The organism is Streptomyces sp. NPDC107522 (assembly GCF_055657525.1).
This window is the reverse complement of the sequence record NZ_JBVKAU010000006.1, coordinates 322,792-339,280: the sequence shown is the minus strand read 5'-3', so window position 1 is coordinate 339,280 and position 16,489 is coordinate 322,792. Positions and strand designations below refer to the sequence as shown.

Sequence of the window (16,489 nt, the reverse complement as noted above, 5' to 3'; positions counted from 1 at the left end):
GGCTTCCCTGCACCGTCATTCTGGCTCAATGCCTATGGGAGGGGCCTGTCCGCCGGGGAAGATGACCACCATGTCGACAACACCCCCACGCAGCGCCCTCCACCTCACCGCCACCCTCCTCACCGCGAGCGTCGCCCTCTACATCACCCTGGTTGCCTTCGGGAACATCACCGACTTCGGCACGAACCAGCAGTTCGTGCGGCACGTCCTGGCGATGGATACGACGTTCAAGGACGACGACCTGATGTGGAGAGCCATCACCAGCAAGGGACTTCAGGACGCGGCGTACGTCGCGATCATCGTCTGGGAGACCGTCGCCGCCCTCGTGCTGATATACGGCACCTGGCTGTGGTTCCGCCGCGACGACCTCCGTGCCCGCCGCTTCTCCACCTACGGCCTGCTGATGCTGATGCTCCTCTTCGGCGCCGGGTTCATCGCGATCGGTGGTGAGTGGTTCTCCATGTGGCAGTCCGGGGACTGGAACGGACTCGACGCGGCGACCCGGGTGTTCGTGTTCAGCGGGATCGTGCTGATCGTCAACCATCTGCCGTTCGGGCAGGCACGGCAGACCGACAGCTGACGGATGTCAGTGACGCAGGGCCCACTTCTGGACCGCTTCCAGGGGCCCTGCCGAAAATCGCCGCAGCCACAGCGTGGAGCCCACCATCAGTACCGTGCAGACCGCGGCCCACAGTCCGACCACCCACCAGGGCCCCGTGTCGCCGAGCCGCTCCGCCAGGCCCAGCCCGATGCCGTACGAGACGAGCACGCACAGCACGTTCTGGAGGACGTAGCCGGACAGGGCGGTGCGGCCGACCGAGGTGAGCCCGGTCATGAGCGGGCCGGGGCGCCGTACCCGGTCCACCAGGGCGCCGATCAGCCCGATGTAGCCGAGGGCCAGCAGTGGGGCGGTGCCGTAACGGGCGAGCAGGAACAGGTCCGGGCCGCCGAGTGCCGCCGCCACGTTGAGCGGCAGGCCGAGGCCCAGCCCCCACACCAGCAGGCGGGAGCGCAGCCGGCGCCCTGTCTTGTCCGCGCCGAACGCCCCGGCCCGGAACAGCCGTACGCCCAGCAGGAAGAGGAAGACGAGCAGGAAGAAGGTCAGCACCGGCTCCATGCGCAGCGCGATCGCGTTCTCCAGGCGGAAGGCGACCTGGTCCAGGTAGCCGCCGTGCGCGTACAGGTCGACGACGTCCCGGGAGACGGTGCCGCCGTCGTCGGTGCCGGGCGAGGCCAGGATGGCTGCCGTCAGCAGGCCGATCACCGTCAGATGCAGCCCCGCCGCCCACCACATCACCCGTCGCTGTGCCCGCTGCGAGCGGGTCAGCAGCCAGGCGACCAGCAGTGCGGTGACCGCGTACCCCATCAGTACGTCCCAGGCGAAGACCAGCACGAAGTGCACCGTGCCCTCGCCGAACAGGAACAGCGCCCGCCGGCGGTAGCGTCCCGGCCACGGCTGCCCGCGCCGGGCCGCCGAGCCGTACTGGATGGCCAGCCCGACGCCGAACAGGATGGTCAGCAGCGACAGGAACTTGCCGTTCGCGAGCACACTGAACGATGCCTCTACGGCGTCCCCGAACGACCCGAGGGACAGCTCGCTCGAACCGGACTCCAGGGCTCCCCACTCCCCGCCCGGGCCGGTGAAGATCCAGACGTTCGTCATGAGCGTGCCCAGGATGGCCGCGCCGCGCAGCACGTCGAGGAGGGGGAGTCGTCCTCCGGTGGGTGCCGGCTTCGTCTCCGGTGCCCGCGGGGCCGTCGCGTCCGTGTGCGTCATGCATCGATCGTCGCGGCGGCCGCGGCCCGAAACGTCATGAGCGGAGCCGAACCTGCCGTACATCGAAGGATGCAGAGGACGCCTACTTGACCACGACCACGGTCGTACCCGCTTCCCCGAACTTCCACAGCGCCGCCCCGTCGGCCTCGCGCATCCGGATCCCGCCGGTCTGCTTGCCGGAGGCGGGCGGGGGCGAGGAGCCGTCCACGGCGTTGGAGAAGGCGATGGAGATGCCGGACTTCGAGGCGAAGTAGACGATGTTCTCGATCTCCACGCCGTCCGAGCCGATGGTGGCCTCGTTGCGCGACGACACCGCGTAACTGCCGACGTCCGGGCTCACCGTGCCCGGCCAGACGGCGAACGTACGGCGGCTCGCGTCGCTCGCGTCGACCAGCCAGACCCGCTTCTGGCCGAGGGAGTAGACGATCCGGCGCCCCGTGCCCGAGCCGTCCGGCACGGCGGCGGGCCCTGCGGGCTTCGAGGGGGCGGGGCTCGCGCCCGCCGACGCCGACGCGCTCGGGCGGGCGGCCGTGGCCGTCGGGTGCGGCCCCTTGTCGGCCTGCACGGCGAGGACGGCGACGGCGGCTATCGCTCCCACCGTCAGACCGGTCACCCAGACCTTGGGAGCAGGCACGGGCACGCATCTCCTCGGCTACGGAAAGCTACGGAAGGCTATGGAGCCCCCTCCAGCGGGGGGTCGGATCATCGTACCGACCCCCGTGACACGGTCCGCCTCGGTCCAGCGCCGGCCCTCTCGGTCCAGCACCGGCCGCCTCAGTCCAGCACCGGCAGCAACTCCGGCAGATGCCCGTCCGAGGCCGCCGCCGCCCGCTGCCGTTCCGCCGGCACCTCGCCGTACAGCGTCGTACGCGGCTTCGCCGGGCGGCCGGCGGCTTCGGCTACGGCGATCAGGTCGCGTACCGACTTGTAGGAGCCGTACGACGAACCCGCCATGCGCGAGATCGTCTCCTCCATCAGCGTGCCACCGAGGTCGTTGGCGCCGGAGCGGAGCATCTCGGCCGCGCCCTCCGTGCCCAGCTTGACCCAGCTGGTCTGGATGTTGGGGATCCAGGGGTGGAGCAGGAGGCGGGCCATCGCCGTCACCGCGCGGTTGTCGCGGGTCGTCGGGCCGGGGCGGGCGATGCCGGCCAGGTAGACCGGGGCGTTGGTGTGGATGAACGGGAGCGTGACGAACTCGGTGAAGCCGCCCGTGCGCTGCTGGATGCCGGCCAGTGTGCGCAGGTGGCCGAGCCAGTGGCGGGGCTGGTCGACGTGGCCGTACATCATCGTCGACGACGAGCGGATGCCGAGTTCGTGGGCGGTCGTGATCACCTCGATCCAGGTCGCCGTGGGCAGCTTGCCCTTGGTCAGGACCCAGCGGACCTCGTCGTCGAGGATCTCGGCGGCGGTCCCGGGGATGGAGTCCAGGCCGGCCTCCTTCGCCGCCGTGAGCCACTCGCGGATGGACAGGCCGGTGCGCGTGGCGCCGTTGACGACCTCCATCGGCGAGAAGGCGTGCACATGCATGCCGGGGACGCGCTCCTTCACGGCCTTCGCGATGTCGAAGTACGCCGTGCCGGGCAGGTCCGGGTGGATGCCCCCCTGCATGCAGACCTCGACCGCGCCGACGTCCCAGGCCTGCTGGGCGCGGTCGGCGACCTGGTCCAGGGACAGGGTGTAGGCGTCGGCGTCGGTGCGGCGCTGGGCGAAGGCGCAGAAGCGGCAACCCGTGTAGCAGACGTTGGTGAAGTTGATGTTCCGGGTGACGATGTACGTGACGTCGTCGCCGACCGCCGACTTGCGGACGTCGTCCGCGATGCGCGTGAGGGCGTCCAGCGCCGGGCCGTCCGCGTGCAGCAGGGCCAGCGCCTCGGCGTCCGTCAGTTTCGTGGGGTCGTCGGCCGCCACGCGCAACGCCTGGCGCACGTCCGTGTCGATGCGCTCGGGCGCCATCCCGGGCGCGGCCGCCTCGCGCAGGGCGCCCCAGTCGCCGTACACCTCGTCGAAGTCGTCGCGGCGGTCGGACGTACGGCCCTCGGTGTCGATGGTGGTGTGCAGATCCGTACGGCCGGACGCGACGAACGCCTCCTCCGGCTCCTGCCACGGCAGCCCTTCCGGGAGGGCTTCGGAGCGCGCCAGTCCCGTCTCCGGGTCGGCGAGCGCCCGGACGTGCGGGCGCAGCCGCGGGTCCAGCCAGGGCTCGCCGCGCTGCACGAACTCCGGGTAGACGCAGAGGCGTTCGCGCAGTTCGAAGCCGGCCGCCGCCGAGCGCTCGGTCAGCTCCTCGATCTGCGGCCAGGGGCGCTCCGGGTTGACGTGGTCGATCGTCAGCGGGGAGACCCCGCCCCAGTCGTCGATGCCGGCGTGGATGAGGCGCTCGTACTCGGAGTCCACGAGGTTCGGCGGTGCCTGGAGGTTGGCGGCGGGCCCGAGGATGTGCCGGGCGACGGCCACCGTGGCGACGAGTTCGTCCAGTTCCGCGTCCGGCATGCCGCGCATCGCGGTGTCCGGCTTGGCGCGGAAGTTCTGGATGATCAGTTCCTGGATGCCGTGGTAGGCCCGGGAGATCTTGCGGAGCGCGAAGAGCGACTCGGCACGCTCCTCGTACGTCTCACCGATGCCGATGAGAATCCCGGACGTGAAGGGCACGGAGGAGCGGCCGGCGTCCTCCAGGACGCGCAGCCGTACGGCGGGTTCCTTGTCCGGGGAGCCGTAGTGCGGGCCGCCGGGCTCGGACCACAGACGGGTGGCCGTCGTCTCCAGCATCATGCCCATCGACGGGGCGACCGGCTTGAGGCGCTGGAAGTCCGTCCAGGTCATGACGCCCGGGTTGAGGTGAGGCAGGAGTCCGGTCTCCTCGAGGATCCGGATGGAGATGGCGCGGACGTAGGCGATGGTGTCGTCGTAGCCGTGCGCGTCCAGCCACTCCCGCGCCTCGGGCCACCGGTCCTCCGGCTTGTCGCCGAGGGTGATGAGTGCTTCCTTGCAGCCGAGGGCGGCGCCCTTGCGGGCGATGTCGAGGACCTCGTCCGGGGACATGAACATCCCGTGGCCGGCGCGGCGCAGCTTGCCGGGGACGGTGACGAAGGTGCAGTAGTGGCACTTGTCCCGGCACAGCCGGGTGAGGGGGATGAAGACGCTCTTCGAGTAGGTGATGACGCCGGGCCGGCCCGCCGCATCGAGGCCCGCGTCCCGCACCCGGGCGGCGGACGCGACGAGGTCGTCGAGGGCCTTGCCGCGGGCCTGGAGGAGAACGGCCGCCTCGGTGACGTCGAGGGCGACGCCGTCCCGGGCGCGTTTGAGGGCGCGACGCATGGAGTTGTCGGTGGGGCCGGTTCCGGTCGCGGAAGTCGTCATCCTTCGAGGATACGTTCGGGCTGATCAGCACAGTTGAACGCCGGGAAGAGTCGCGCCCCGAAAGGGGCGCGGGGCTGTGTCGATATGCGGCTCCGCCGCGTGGGCGCGATCAACCACAGACAAACCGCAGTCGCCCTACGCCCCCGACACAGCAGACGAACATGCGCAAACCGCGCTCAGAGGAACTGTGCATACTCATCCAACACCCGCAAAACGTCCGGCTCCCCCGCCGGAGGCAACTGCACCACGACCTCCTCGATGCCCAGCTCCGCGTAGTGCGCGAGCTTGCCGGGGTTGGGGTACACGGCGTACGGCACGACCTGCAGGGCTTCCGGATCGCGCCCGGCGTCGGCCCAGACGTCCCGCAGCCGGGGAAGACTTTCGGACAGTCCGCGTCCTCCGATCGGCATCCACCCGTCGCCGTACTCGCTGATGTGCGCGAACAGCTTCGGACCGGCCGCTCCACCGATGAGCGTGCGCGGGCCGACGACTTTCGGTGCGCGCGGCTTCTGGACGGGTTTGGGGTAGGCGAAGCTGGCGCGTACCGCCCCGAACTCCCCCTCGTACGCGGTCGGTTCGTCCGCCCACAGCGCCCGCATCAGGGCCATCCGGTCCCGGACTAGCTCACGCCGCGTGGCCCACTCGACCCCATGGTCGGCGGCCTCCTCCACATTCCAGCCGAAGCCGAGCCCGAGCGTGAACCGCCCGCCGGACAGATGGTCGACGGTCGCGATCTGCTTGGCCAGGTCGATCGGGTCGTGCTGGGCGACCAGCGTGATGCCCGTGCCGAGACCCAGCCGCTCGGTGACGGCGGCGGCCTGGCCGAGGGCGACGAAGGGGTCGAGGGTACGGCCGTACTCGGGCGGCAGATCGCCACCCGCCGGGTACGGACTGGTCCGCTCGACGGGGATGTGGGTGTGCTCGGGCAGATAGATCCCGGCGAACCCGCGCTGCTCCAGCTCACGGGCGAGCCGGGTCGGGGTGATGGTCTCGTCGGTGAGGAAGATCGTCACGGCGATGCGCATGACTGCATCTGTACCGCGCGGACGCCGCGATATCCATATCCGTACCGACCGGCCGACCCGATCGAGCCCTTCCGCCGGCGTGGCTCCGTCAGCTGACGATCGACCGGCGATTGGCTGCCGATTCCCTTCCCTTGCCCGGCAGTTCACGGCTGAATACGACAGTTGCACGCACCACGACCGCCCCACGACCGTTCCGCCACACCGCTCCACCACTGCACCACCCACGCCCTGTCACTCACGACGACCTGGGGAGCAGCAGCATGTGCGAGGACAGCCACGCCGGCCTCGGAAGACGCGCACTGTTCGTGACGAGCGCCGCCGCCGCGCTTACGTTGGGAAGCGTGACCTTCGCGAGAGGCGCCGACGACAACCGACAGGCGGAGACCCGCACGGTACGGGGCACCCTGCCGCCCGGGTCCCCCGACTTCGTGTACGTACCGCTCGACATCCCGGACGGCGTACAGGAGATCAAGGTCTCCTACACCTACGACAAGCCCTCGGTCCCGGCCGGTACCCCGGGCAACGCCCTCGACATCGGCATCTTCGACTGGCGCGGCACGGAGCTGGGCGGGAAGGGCTTCCGGGGCTGGTCGGGCGGCGCGAGGACCGAGTTCTTCATCCGGGCGGACGACGCGACGCCGGGGTACATCCCGGGGCCGGTGAAGGAGGGCACGTGGTCCATCGCCCTCGGGCCCTACACGGTGGCGCCGCAGGGCCTGTCGTACGAGCTCACGATCACGCTGACGTACGGCGAACCGGGCGAGGCCGTCGAGCCGACGTACCCGCCGGAGCGGGCGAAGGGCCGGGGCCGCGCCTGGTACCGGGGCGACTGCCACCTGCACTCCTGGTACTCCGACGGCCGCCGCACCCCGGCGGAGATCGCGGCGCTGGCGCGGGCGGCGGGCCTGGACTTCATCAACAGTTCGGAGCACAACACCCACTCCGCGCACGCCCACTGGGCGGACGTGGCGGGCGACGACCTGCTGGTGATGCTGGGCGAGGAGGTCACGACGCGCAACGGCCACGTGGTGGCGCTCGGCACCGAGCCCGGCACCTTCATCGACTGGCGCTACCGGGCCCGCGACAACCGCTTCGGCAGGTTCGCCCGCCAGATCCGCCGCGCCGGCGGCCTCGTCGTCCCCGCCCACCCGCACGCCACGTGCGTCGGCTGCAACTGGAAGTTCGGCTTCGGCGAGGCGGACGCGATCGAGGTCTGGAACGGTCCCTACACCCCCGACGACGAGGTGGCCCTGGCCGACTGGGACAGCATGCTGGTCGCGTCCGTGCGCTCGAACTCCCGCTCCTGGATCCCGGCGATGGGCAACAGCGACGCCCACCGCGACCCCGATCCCGTCGGCTCACCGCAGACGGTGGTCCTGGCCGACGACCTGACACGGGAGGCGATCCAGGAGGGGATCAGGGCCGGGCGGTCGTATGTGGCCGAGTCCAAGAACGTCTCCCTGACCTTCACGGCATCCGGCGGCCGGGGCGAACAGGCGGGCATCGGCGAGCGGTTGGAGACCGACCGCGACACCCCGGTCACGATCCGCCTGGAGGCCTCGGGCGTCCCCCGCTGCACGGTCCGCTTCGTCACCGACCAGGGCGTACTGTTCACGAGCGCGCCGTTGCCGGTGGCGGGGTCCGGGGTCGTGGAGTGGCGCACGACGCCTTCGTACGCGGCCTATGTGCGGGCGGAGTTGCGGCACGAGGCGGCGGTGGGGCCGTTGCCGGGGGCGTTGGCGGCGTTCACGAATCCGATCTTCCTGGGGCGTCTGTAAGGGCCGGCACCTGGAGCCTGACGACAAATCATGCCCTTTGGGCTCACGTTGACGGATAGGAGGGGGGAGAGGGCGTGCGCGACCTGGCAAGTGGGGCGGCGGCCGCGGCTGCGAGGTGTCGTTGCAGGTCGACGTGCCGGAACTGATAGACCGATCCCGCTTGCCGTAGCACGCCGCGGTGCCGGTGGGCGTCGTCGAGGAACGCCATCACGTTCCAGGGGAACCTCCACCGCAGGACCAGATAGAGGCGGATCACGATGAAGCGCCCTGTGGCGGTCCGGTTCAGTGCCAGTGCCATGCCGATGATGCTCCCCATCCAGAATCCGAGCCCGCTGCCCACGAAAACGAGTTGGTCGTCCAGGCTGATGGTTGCGGCGGCCGCGGTATGGCCGAGCGCGATACCAGGGCCGAGGACAAAGCCGCCGGCCAGGACGGGGGCGAGGAGGAACTGCAGGAAGCTGCGTCGGTCTTCACGGAGCAGTGCCATCGATGAGGCAGCAGTGCGGGCATCAGCAAGTACAGCTGTCAACCCGGTGATGATGGTGCAGAGGGACAAAGCGACGAGAGACCAAGAAAGCCCGGCAATAAATCCGTTGTACTTCCCAGTCAGCAGACCGGTGAAGAGCGTGCAGAGCAGACTCCAGGTAAGAGTGCGCGAGTTGAACGTCCAGCGGAGGTGCCGGGCAGGGGCGAAGCGGCTCCCCAGCCGTGCGAGCGCATCGATGAGGAAGCAGAGCACGATGAGGATCGCTGCAGCCAGCAGGATGGCGGGCCACGTGGGCCACGGCCGCCGGGAACCCTCGTCGGAGTACGGCCCCTGGCCCATGACGGAGAGCGGCAGCACGTCGACGAGGAAATACGGGAAGACCCCGAATCCGGTGAACCATCTGCTCATGCCTTCGCTGCAGAACAGCCTGCAGCTGGCCAGGACGTAGTCATCGTTGTATGCCCCGACGGCATAACCCGCAGCCGACATAACAATCGTGAGCAGGCTGACGGCAGAACCGGTCACAGCTGCCAGAACCGGGGACGGGAGGGCATGGCGCAGTTCCCACCAGGCGATGTCAACTCTCCCGCGTCGGCGATTCTCCAGGAGATGAGCGAGTCTGCGCAGGATGTGTTCGGCTCTCGCCGGGGTCCAGGAGCAAGGACGTAGGTGGTGCCGACGGTAAGCGGCGGGGATGAAAGCGTTCAACAAATGGGTGCGCAGGGCGGTTTCGTCAGGGAAGCGGTCGGTGTCGCAGAGTTCGGCGGGGTCGGGAAGGCGGGGGCCGGCTTCGTCGGGGCGCGGGTTGTAGATCGTGCGGGCCAGGAAGAGTGCCAGGGGCGTGACGAGCACCGTGGTAAGTGGTGATTGCCGGGTCATCCGCTCGAGGACCGGATTCCAGCGGTCGGCGGTCGGCGTGCCTTCCCCGCCGGCGTCTCGGCGTAAGTAGGCGGCGGCCGTGTCCAGCGTGAGTGGCTCAAGGACGATGCCCGCCGTGCCGTTGAGACGCTGAGGGACGCCCGTATCCGGGTTCAGTGCCTGACCGTACTCGGTGCTCCGGGAAGAAACGACCAGAGGACGGCCGGGGGGAAGAGCGGCGTTGATGGCGGCAAGCGCGGCGCTGCGGACAGCAGGTGCGAGTTCATCGAGCCCGTCCAGGATCGGAAGGATCAGGCGGTTGTCCAGCAGAGCCTGGGCTGCGTTCCGGCGGCCGTGTTCCGTGGTCTGCTGGATCAAGGCCGGGTAGTCGGCGGTGAGCCGTTCCGCCATCCACTCATCCAGGCTCTGGTCGGGGTTCCAAGAGGCGAGCGGGAAGATCACGGGGACTGGGTCCCCCGCGTTTCGGCGGTCGAGCAGCCCGAGCAGGAGGATGACAAGGAGCATGGTCTTGCCGGCGCCGGGTGCGCCCAGTACGAGCAGGCGTCGGCCGGGGGCGCGATGGGCGAACACATCGGTGATCTCGGTGTCGGTTCCGGCAAGGTCTTCCGGGCGCGTGCCCCACTGATCCTCTCGGCCTTGGCGAGCGGCCATCCGGAGGAGCAACGGCCAGGGCTCCACCAGGCGCTGGTCGGCAGGGCGCCAGGAGACAGGCAGGGGGTAGGGATCGTTCAGCCTCCGCACCTGGGCTTCGGCCTCCCACTGACCGCGTACGGCCAGTGCCAGACTGTCCGCGACACCGACGATGGAGATCTCGCCCGCATTCTCACGCCGGTCAGCCCGGTAGCCGAGCCAGGAGACCGCGAGCGAGCCCGTGCCAACGATCAACCCCAAGGCGCTGAGACCGAGGCTGAGCACCCCGGCCTGTGTACTGAGGTCGACGTTGTTGCGCCGTACCTCGCCTGCCGTCCACCACAAACCGGCCAGCCCCGAGACCACCGACACCAGGCCAACGGCCCACAGCAACAGCTGGAACCATGATGTCCCCCTTCGCATGCACGGCATCGTGCCCGATGGGCATCGCACATGGGGAGACCGGTCGGCCATCAACCCAAAAGGATGGCAGGCGAGCGGCATGCTGGTGGTTCGGGACAGGAAGGCGACAGGGCGACTCAGTCCACAACCTGTGGATCCCGGAAGTAGTAGACGACCGTCACCCCCATGCCCGGCGTATGTGTGTAGACGATCGTGATCGCCTCGGCCGAATCGCGGGCGAGGGGCGTCGTGTACGTGTACTCCACGGACGGAGAACGCCAGCCGGGGATCTCGCGCCCCACCGCCGGGTCGTGCCCGATGACCGCGAGCGCTTCCCGTACGGCTTCCCGCTCCCCCTCCGTCAGGTCGCCGAACGCCTTCCTGGCGGGCTCGGCCTCCTCCAACGGGACGTCGTTCACGTGCCGCCGCCTCCGGTGCGGGCATCCTCCAAGGCCGACATGATCTCGGGTGAGTTCCTGATCAGGATCCGGTGTCGATAAGCCCGGACGACGGCCGCAGCGCCCTCGAAGTCATTGGTCGGAGATGCTCCTATGGCAGCCGCCAGCTCCTCCTCGAACCGCTCCCGGTCGCCCGGGAAGCCGTACCGGCTGAGCGCACTGCGCAGGTCGTCCACGGTCCGGATCTCCGGGAGGGGCATCGCTCCCCAGCCGCCGTGCTCGGGCTGTGCGCTCATGGTCTGCTCCTGGTGAAAGGGCATCGCTCCACTTCTCAGTATGGCGCCACCGGGCAGGGCCGGACATCGCACGCTCACCACGCCGCCCCGCCTCCGCACTCGGCCCACAGCAGCTTGCCGCCCTTCGACGCGGCCGGTTCGCGGAGCACCGAGGCGCCCCATGTGTCGGCACACGCCTGCACGAGGTGCAGTCCACGACCGCCCTCGGAATCCAGTGGGGGCGGAGCGCCTGGATGGGAGAAGCCGGGTGGGACGCGTGGGTCCGTGTCCCATACGGCGACTCGGAGCCGGCCGGGGTCCGTCGAGCGGACGCGGAGGGCGTACGGGCCCTTGGTGTGGCAGTGGGAGTTGGTCAGCAGCTCGGTCGCCAGCAGTTCCGCGGTCGGGGTGAGTGCGTGCATGTCGTGCGCGGCCAGAATCAGCCTGAGGGCGCCCCTCGCGATACCCGGGGCGCGTGGATCGTGCGGGAGGTGCAGGGTGTAGTTCCATGACGGGGATACGGTGGCCATCGGAATTCTCCGGTCGCTGAGGGGAGTTGGACGTGTGCGCCTGGTGTCTCTGCCGTGGCGTCCCACGGTGCGCTTCCAGGCGGGCGCCTGAACATGAAGATAGGGGTTCGGCAAATGTCATTTGTGAGACCTGGAGATACTTGGGGTCAGCTTCACTCCTGTGAGTGACCTGCCCACGGAACGCGCGTTCAGGAGGAGTTCGCACATGCCCGCCAGACCGCCTCTGACGGCCCGCCGCCTCCGGCTCGCCGTGGAGCTGCGCAAGATGCGCGAGCGCGCAGGCATGACAGCGACCGAGGCCGCGCGCACGCTCGGCACGAGCCAGGGTCAGCTCAGCAACGTGGAGTCGGGCCGGTTCGGGGTGAGCCCCGAGCGCATCCGGGCGCTGGCCCACATCTACTCCTGCCCTGACCAGAGGTTCATCGAGGCTCTGATCAGCATGGCGACCGACAAGACGTTCGGCTGGTGGGAGTCGTACCGGGAAGTCCTGCCGTCAGGGCTTCTCGACCTCGCCGAGCTGGAGCACCACGCCACCGCCGTACGCACCGCGTACACGTCCCACATGCCGGGGCTGCTCCAGACCGCCGATCACGCACGTGAAATCTTCCGGCACGTCATCCCGGCACCCACGCCACCCGAGGTCGAGCATCGGGTCTCGCACCGGATCAAGCGGCAGGGCGTGCTGTACGGGACGCATCCGATTCCGTACAGCACCGTCGTGCACGAAGCCGCCCTGCACATGCGAGTAGGCGGCCGCAATGTGGCGCGCGCGCAACTGCAACACCTGCTCGACATGGGCGAACTGGAGCACATCACCATCCGCGTGCTGCCATTCGGGGTCGGCGCGTTCCCCGGTTCCGGTCAGTCCATCAATTACCTGCGCGGCCCTGTGCCGCAGCTCGACACCGCCCAACTCGACCAGTTCCACGGCCCTGACCTCCTCGATGCCGAGGCACTCCTGGAGAAGTACCGGAACCTTCTCGACATCGTGGAAGCCATCGCCCTCAGCCCTGAGAAGTCCCGCGACCTGATCCACGCCATCGCCCAGGACCTGTGAAGGAGCCGACATGTCCCCGCACCGCTGGCAGAAGTCGTCCTACTGCCAAGAAGGCGACGCCTGCGTCCACATATCCGCCACCTCCACCTCCGTCCACATAACGGAGAGCGCCGACCCCGCCCAAACCATCCTCACCACCACCCCCACCACCTTCGAATCGCTCCTCAACGCCCTGAAGTCGCCTGGCACCTGACGCGGTCAGGGCGTCGGCGCTTCCCCCAGGTCCGCCACCACCGCCGCATGGTCCGACGGCCACACCCCGTCCACCGGACCGTCGCCCGCCCGCTGTACGGCACGTACGTGGCCCAGCCCGCCGGGCCCCGGCGGTCCCACGTGGATGTAGTCGATGCGGACGCTCGGCTCCAGGCCGGCCGCGACGTACGGGTTCGCGCGGTCCCAGGTGGCGGAGGGGGCGGACGGGTCGGCGTACTGCCAGGCGTCGAAGAAGACCTGGCCGGGCACGGTCGGCGCGGTGCGGTAGCCGCCGAAGAGGCGGATCTCGTCGGAGTCGGGCCAGGCGTTGAAGTCGCCGGTGACGACGACGGGGAAGGGCGTGTCGACCCGGTTCTCGGCGACGAACTCGGCGAGCGCGGTGACCTGGCGGCAGCGGACGGCCGAGGCGTGCAGGGCGGAGGTGAGGTGGGTGGTGAAGAAGGGGATGTCGTAGGACGGGGTGGCCAGGCGGGTGAAGAGGGCCAGGCGGCCGTCGTCGACGTCGGAGGGGGCCGGCAGTCGCAGGGTGCGTTGGGCTACGACCGGCCAGCGGGTCAGTACGGCGTTCCCGATGTCGACCGTGGGGTCCCCGATCCGCCGGCGCCAGCGCTCGGGGGCGGGTGAGGGGGCCCAGGCCCAGTGCATGCCTAGTTCACCGGCCAGCCACTCGGCCTGGTTCTCGCCGCCCGCGGCCCACACCTCCTGCAGGCCGACGACGTCGGGGCGCAGCTCGCGCAGCTCGGTGAGGATGGCCTTCTGCCGGGCCTCCCAGGGTCCGAAGCGCCACCACAGGTTCCAGGTCACGACCCGCATCCGCAGCCACCCGCTCTCGTCATGCCGCGTCGGGGACCATTGAAGCAACAGTTCGACCGTCGCGCCGTGACAGATCGCACGAGACAGCCCCGTACGACGAGACAGCCCCGCACTACGAGACAGCCCGTTCGAACAGTCCGTACGAGACAGCCGCACGAGACAGGAGACTCACCCACCATGTCCCGCCTCGCCGATCTCCGGTTCCGCGCCGCCACGGCCTTCCAGCGCCGCGTCGGCAATCCGGTGCTGCGCCGCCTTCCGCTCCAGACGGTCCTGGAGACCACGGGGCGCGTCTCCGGCCTGCCCCGGCAGACGCCGGTGGGCGGCCGGCGGGTCGGTGACTCCTTCTGGCTGGTCTCGGAGTTCGGTGACAAGTCCCAGTACGTCCGCAACATCAAGGCCGATCCGCGGGTGCGGGTACGGATCCGGGGGCGGTGGCACACCGGCACCGCCCACCTGCTGCCGGACGACGACCCGGTGGCGCGGCTGCGCTCCCTGCCGCGGTTCAACAGCGTCGGGGTCCGGGCGTTCGGGACGAATCTCCTGACGGTCCGCGTGGACCTGCACGGCTGACGCCGGTCCGGCCCCGCGTTCAGGCCACCCGCGCGTACAGCCCGGCCACCCACCGCACGACCGCGTCCGGTGCCCGCAGGGTCGGGAAGTGGTCGCAGTCGGGGTGGCGTACGAGGTGGCAGCCGGGGATCGCCGCGGCCATCGCCTCGTTGCAGCGGACCACCTCGGGCATGTCCTTCTCGCCGAGCAACAGGGCACACGGCACCCTCAGTTCACCCAGCCGGTCGAAGGCCGGGGCGTCCTCGGTCTCGTGGCCGTAGCTGCTGAACCAACCGGGGATCGCCGCCCGCAGCTGCTCGGCGGCGGCGGTGTCGGGGGCGGTGCCCGCCGCGCCCCAGGCGCGCAGGCCCAGGGCGACCAGGCCGTCCATGTCGCCGGCCTGGGCGAGCTTCCCGATCTGCTCGATCAGCTGCTGCGACTCCAGATCCGGGTAGCCGCTGACGCCCGGGACCAGCAGGCCCAGGGCGGCCACCCGGCCGGGGTCGCCCAGGGTGAAGGTGATCGACGTCTTGCCGCCCATGCTCGTGCCGACCAGCACCGCCCGGTCCAGACCGAAGTGGTCCAGGACGCTCCTCAGGTCCTCGCTCTGGGTGTACGACGTCGTCGGCGCCGGGGACCGGCCGTAGCCGCGGGCGTCGTACCGGATGACGCGGTGGCGCTCCTGCAGGGCGGGCAGCACCGGCTCCCAGATGCGGGAGTCACCGACTCCGGGGTGCAGCAGCACCAGCGGCGGGCCGTCCCCCGCCTCCCCCGAGTCGTCCGCCCAGACCTCGCCGTCCCTGACCCGCACCATCTGCTCCATGAGGCGACTGTGCCCAACTCGCCCTCCAGGCACCAGTCATCGGCCGGTCAACCGGGCCACACGATCGCCTGCACCTCGCTGTACGCATGCAGCGCGTACGAGCCGACGTCCCGCCCGACCCCGCTCTTCTTGAAGCCACCGAACGGCGCCTCCATGTTCCGGCCGACGGTGTTGATGCCGACTCCGCCCGCCCGCAGCCGCCGGGCCACGCGGAAGGCGCGGGCCACGTCGGACGACCACACGTAGTCGATGAGCCCGTAGTCGGTGTCGTTGGCGAGGGCGATGCCCTCCTCCTCGTCGCCGAAGGGGATGACGACGACCACCGGTCCGAAGATCTCCTCCCGCGCCACCCGCATGTCGTTGGCGCAGTCCGCGAGGAGAGTCGGCGCGACATAGAAACCCCGGTCCAGCGACGGCCGTTCGCCCCCGGCCACCACCACCGCGCCTTCCTTCCGTCCCGTCTCCACGTACGACTCCACCCGGTCCCGGTGCTCCGCCGAGATCACCGGCCCGACGACCGTGGACGCCTCCCGCGGATCGCCGACCTTCAACCGGCCCGCGTAGGCGGCAAGTTGCTCGACCAGCCGGTCGTACACGCCCCGCTGGGCCAGCACCCGCGTCGGCGCCGTGCAGATCTGCCCGCTGTAGAAGGAGAACGTCGTCCCGATCCCCGCCACGGCCGACCCGATGTCCGCGTCGTCGAAGACGACCGCCGCGCCCTTCCCGCCGAGCTCCATCAACTGCCGCTTCATGTCCCGCCCGCACACCTCGGCGATGCGCTGCCCGACCGCCGTGGAGCCGGTGAAGCTCACCATGTCGACGTCCGGCGACGACACGGCCGCCTCACCGACCTCCACCGCCCGCCCGGAGACGACGTTCACGACGCCCGCCGGCGCCCCCGCCGCCTCCAGCGCCTCGGCCATCCGGTAGACGGACAGCGGATCCTGCGGGGCGGGCTTCACGACGACCGTGTTGCCCATGGCCAGCGCGGGGGCGATCTTGCCCGCCGGGTTGGCCCAGGGGTTGTTGTACGAGGTGATGCAGGTGACGACCCCGACGGGCTGGCGCACGGCCAGCGCACCCATCACACCCGCTCTGCCCATCGGCCCGGCCTCGTTGATCTGCGGCGCGATCGCCCACTCGGCGGGCTCCACGCGCGCGTACCGCCGGAACCGGGCCGCGCCGACGCCCACCTGCATGCCCCGGGCCGTTCCCGTGGTCGCGCCGGTCTCGGCCTGGGCGAGAGCGGCGTACGGCGCGAAACGCTCGCCGATGATCTCCGCCGTACGCGCGAGAACCACCGCCCGCTCCTCCGGCGTCGTGCGCGACCACGGCCCGAAGGCCTCGCGGGCCGCGGCACAGGCCGCGTGCACCTGATCCCGCGAGGCCTCCGGCGCCCACCCGACGGTCTCCTCGGTCGCCGGATCGATCACGGCGTAATAGCCGCCGTCCGGCTCCACCCACGAGCCCCCCACGAACAACGGCTGACGAGC

General features: G+C 70.2%; 16 protein-coding genes. 5 read left to right on the top strand and 11 right to left on the bottom strand.

Annotated features, from left to right (window positions below; translation table 11 throughout):
• Positions 1–70: 70 nt before the first annotated feature.
• Positions 71–580, top strand: a complete 510-nt coding sequence (locus ACZ7L6_RS21875; RefSeq protein WP_471926319.1) for a DUF2165 domain-containing protein — start codon at positions 71–73, stop codon at positions 578–580.
• Between the two features lie 6 nt (positions 581–586).
• Here the strand turns inward: ACZ7L6_RS21875 and ACZ7L6_RS21870 are convergent, their stop codons facing one another.
• The 4 genes from ACZ7L6_RS21870 to ACZ7L6_RS21855 all read right to left on the bottom strand — a co-directional run bounded on the left by ACZ7L6_RS21870 (position 587) and on the right by ACZ7L6_RS21855 (position 6,159).
• Positions 587–1,777 carry a DUF418 domain-containing protein gene (locus ACZ7L6_RS21870; RefSeq protein ID WP_471926317.1) on the bottom strand — a complete coding sequence of 397 codons (1,191 nt, stop codon included), beginning with the start codon at positions 1,775–1,777 and terminating at the stop codon, positions 587–589.
• 82 nt (positions 1,778–1,859) lie between these two features.
• Complete coding sequence (locus ACZ7L6_RS21865; protein ID WP_471926315.1) at positions 1,860–2,411, bottom strand: hypothetical protein; 552 nt, start codon at positions 2,409–2,411, stop codon at positions 1,860–1,862.
• Between the two features lie 140 nt (positions 2,412–2,551).
• Complete coding sequence (locus tag ACZ7L6_RS21860) at positions 2,552–5,134, bottom strand: bifunctional FO biosynthesis protein CofGH (RefSeq protein ID WP_471926313.1); 2,583 nt, start codon at positions 5,132–5,134, stop codon at positions 2,552–2,554.
• Between the two features lie 176 nt (positions 5,135–5,310).
• Entirely contained in the window at positions 5,311–6,159 is an 849-nt protein-coding gene (locus ACZ7L6_RS21855) for an LLM class F420-dependent oxidoreductase (RefSeq protein ID WP_471926311.1), read from the bottom strand.
• A gap of 260 nt (positions 6,160–6,419) precedes the next feature.
• On the opposite strand from ACZ7L6_RS21855, the gene ACZ7L6_RS21850 reads away from it, so the two are divergent.
• Positions 6,420–7,937 (top strand): CehA/McbA family metallohydrolase, encoded by a 1,518-nt coding sequence (locus ACZ7L6_RS21850; protein WP_471926309.1) that lies wholly within the window; start codon positions 6,420–6,422, stop codon positions 7,935–7,937.
• A gap of 43 nt (positions 7,938–7,980) precedes the next feature.
• Here the strand turns inward: ACZ7L6_RS21850 and ACZ7L6_RS21845 are convergent, their stop codons facing one another.
• The 4 genes from ACZ7L6_RS21845 to ACZ7L6_RS21830 all read right to left on the bottom strand — a co-directional run bounded on the left by ACZ7L6_RS21845 (position 7,981) and on the right by ACZ7L6_RS21830 (position 11,538).
• Entirely contained in the window at positions 7,981–10,356 is a 2,376-nt protein-coding gene (locus tag ACZ7L6_RS21845) for an NACHT domain-containing protein (RefSeq protein ID WP_471926307.1), read from the bottom strand.
• Between the two features lie 116 nt (positions 10,357–10,472).
• Positions 10,473–10,754, bottom strand: coding sequence for a hypothetical protein (locus ACZ7L6_RS21840; RefSeq protein ID WP_471926305.1), 282 nt, complete (start codon positions 10,752–10,754; stop codon positions 10,473–10,475).
• Positions 10,751–11,029 (bottom strand): hypothetical protein, encoded by a 279-nt coding sequence (locus ACZ7L6_RS21835; protein WP_471926303.1) that lies wholly within the window; start codon positions 11,027–11,029, stop codon positions 10,751–10,753. The genes ACZ7L6_RS21840 and ACZ7L6_RS21835 overlap by 4 nt, the downstream gene beginning before the upstream one ends.
• Before the next feature lie 74 nt (positions 11,030–11,103).
• Positions 11,104–11,538, bottom strand: a complete 435-nt coding sequence (locus ACZ7L6_RS21830) for an ATP-binding protein (RefSeq protein WP_471926301.1) — start codon at positions 11,536–11,538, stop codon at positions 11,104–11,106.
• Between the two features lie 205 nt (positions 11,539–11,743).
• Between ACZ7L6_RS21830 and ACZ7L6_RS21825 the strand changes: the two genes are divergently transcribed.
• Positions 11,744–12,595 carry a helix-turn-helix domain-containing protein gene (locus ACZ7L6_RS21825; RefSeq protein WP_471926299.1) on the top strand — a complete coding sequence of 284 codons (852 nt, stop codon included), beginning with the start codon at positions 11,744–11,746 and terminating at the stop codon, positions 12,593–12,595.
• 10 nt (positions 12,596–12,605) lie between these two features.
• A complete protein-coding gene (locus tag ACZ7L6_RS21820; protein WP_471926297.1) occupies positions 12,606–12,788 on the top strand; it encodes a DUF397 domain-containing protein in 183 nt (60 codons plus the stop codon).
• Positions 12,789–12,793: 5 nt separating this feature from the next.
• On the opposite strand, the gene ACZ7L6_RS21815 is transcribed toward ACZ7L6_RS21820, so the two are convergent.
• Entirely contained in the window at positions 12,794–13,621 is an 828-nt protein-coding gene (locus ACZ7L6_RS21815) for an endonuclease/exonuclease/phosphatase family protein (protein WP_471926809.1), read from the bottom strand.
• Positions 13,622–13,798: 177 nt separating this feature from the next.
• Between ACZ7L6_RS21815 and ACZ7L6_RS21810 the strand changes: the two genes are divergently transcribed.
• Positions 13,799–14,194 (top strand): nitroreductase/quinone reductase family protein, encoded by a 396-nt coding sequence (locus ACZ7L6_RS21810; protein WP_471926295.1) that lies wholly within the window; start codon positions 13,799–13,801, stop codon positions 14,192–14,194.
• A 19-nt stretch (positions 14,195–14,213) separates the two neighbouring features.
• Here ACZ7L6_RS21810 and ACZ7L6_RS21805 read toward each other — a convergent pair whose 3' ends face one another.
• Together ACZ7L6_RS21805 and ACZ7L6_RS21800 are read right to left on the bottom strand one after the other, a co-directional pair.
• Positions 14,214–14,996: an alpha/beta fold hydrolase gene (locus ACZ7L6_RS21805; protein ID WP_471926293.1), complete on the bottom strand. Its 783-nt coding sequence runs from the start codon at positions 14,994–14,996 to the stop codon at positions 14,214–14,216.
• A gap of 47 nt (positions 14,997–15,043) precedes the next feature.
• Complete coding sequence (locus ACZ7L6_RS21800; RefSeq protein ID WP_471926807.1) at positions 15,044–16,477, bottom strand: aldehyde dehydrogenase family protein; 1,434 nt, start codon at positions 16,475–16,477, stop codon at positions 15,044–15,046.
• Between the last annotated feature and the right edge of the window lie 12 nt (positions 16,478–16,489).

Coding starts and splice junctions, on each gene's coding strand:
- ACZ7L6_RS21855 (WP_471926311.1), bottom strand. CDS start 6,159: ATGCGCATCGCCGTGACGATCTTCCTCACCGACGAGACCATCACCCCG.
- ACZ7L6_RS21870 (WP_471926317.1), bottom strand. CDS start 1,777: ATGACGCACACGGACGCGACGGCCCCGCGGGCACCGGAGACGAAGCCG.
- ACZ7L6_RS21845 (WP_471926307.1), bottom strand. CDS start 10,356: ATGCGAAGGGGGACATCATGGTTCCAGCTGTTGCTGTGGGCCGTTGGC.
- ACZ7L6_RS21875 (WP_471926319.1), top strand. CDS start 71: ATGTCGACAACACCCCCACGCAGCGCCCTCCACCTCACCGCCACCCTC.
- ACZ7L6_RS21835 (WP_471926303.1), bottom strand. CDS start 11,029: ATGAGCGCACAGCCCGAGCACGGCGGCTGGGGAGCGATGCCCCTCCCG.
- ACZ7L6_RS21850 (WP_471926309.1), top strand. CDS start 6,420: ATGTGCGAGGACAGCCACGCCGGCCTCGGAAGACGCGCACTGTTCGTG.
- ACZ7L6_RS21815 (WP_471926809.1), bottom strand. CDS start 13,621: ATGCGGGTCGTGACCTGGAACCTGTGGTGGCGCTTCGGACCCTGGGAG.
- ACZ7L6_RS21810 (WP_471926295.1), top strand. CDS start 13,799: ATGTCCCGCCTCGCCGATCTCCGGTTCCGCGCCGCCACGGCCTTCCAG.
- ACZ7L6_RS21860 (WP_471926313.1), bottom strand. CDS start 5,134: ATGACGACTTCCGCGACCGGAACCGGCCCCACCGACAACTCCATGCGT.
- ACZ7L6_RS21820 (WP_471926297.1), top strand. CDS start 12,606: ATGTCCCCGCACCGCTGGCAGAAGTCGTCCTACTGCCAAGAAGGCGAC.
- ACZ7L6_RS21805 (WP_471926293.1), bottom strand. CDS start 14,996: ATGGAGCAGATGGTGCGGGTCAGGGACGGCGAGGTCTGGGCGGACGAC.
- ACZ7L6_RS21830 (WP_471926301.1), bottom strand. CDS start 11,538: ATGGCCACCGTATCCCCGTCATGGAACTACACCCTGCACCTCCCGCAC.
- ACZ7L6_RS21825 (WP_471926299.1), top strand. CDS start 11,744: ATGCCCGCCAGACCGCCTCTGACGGCCCGCCGCCTCCGGCTCGCCGTG.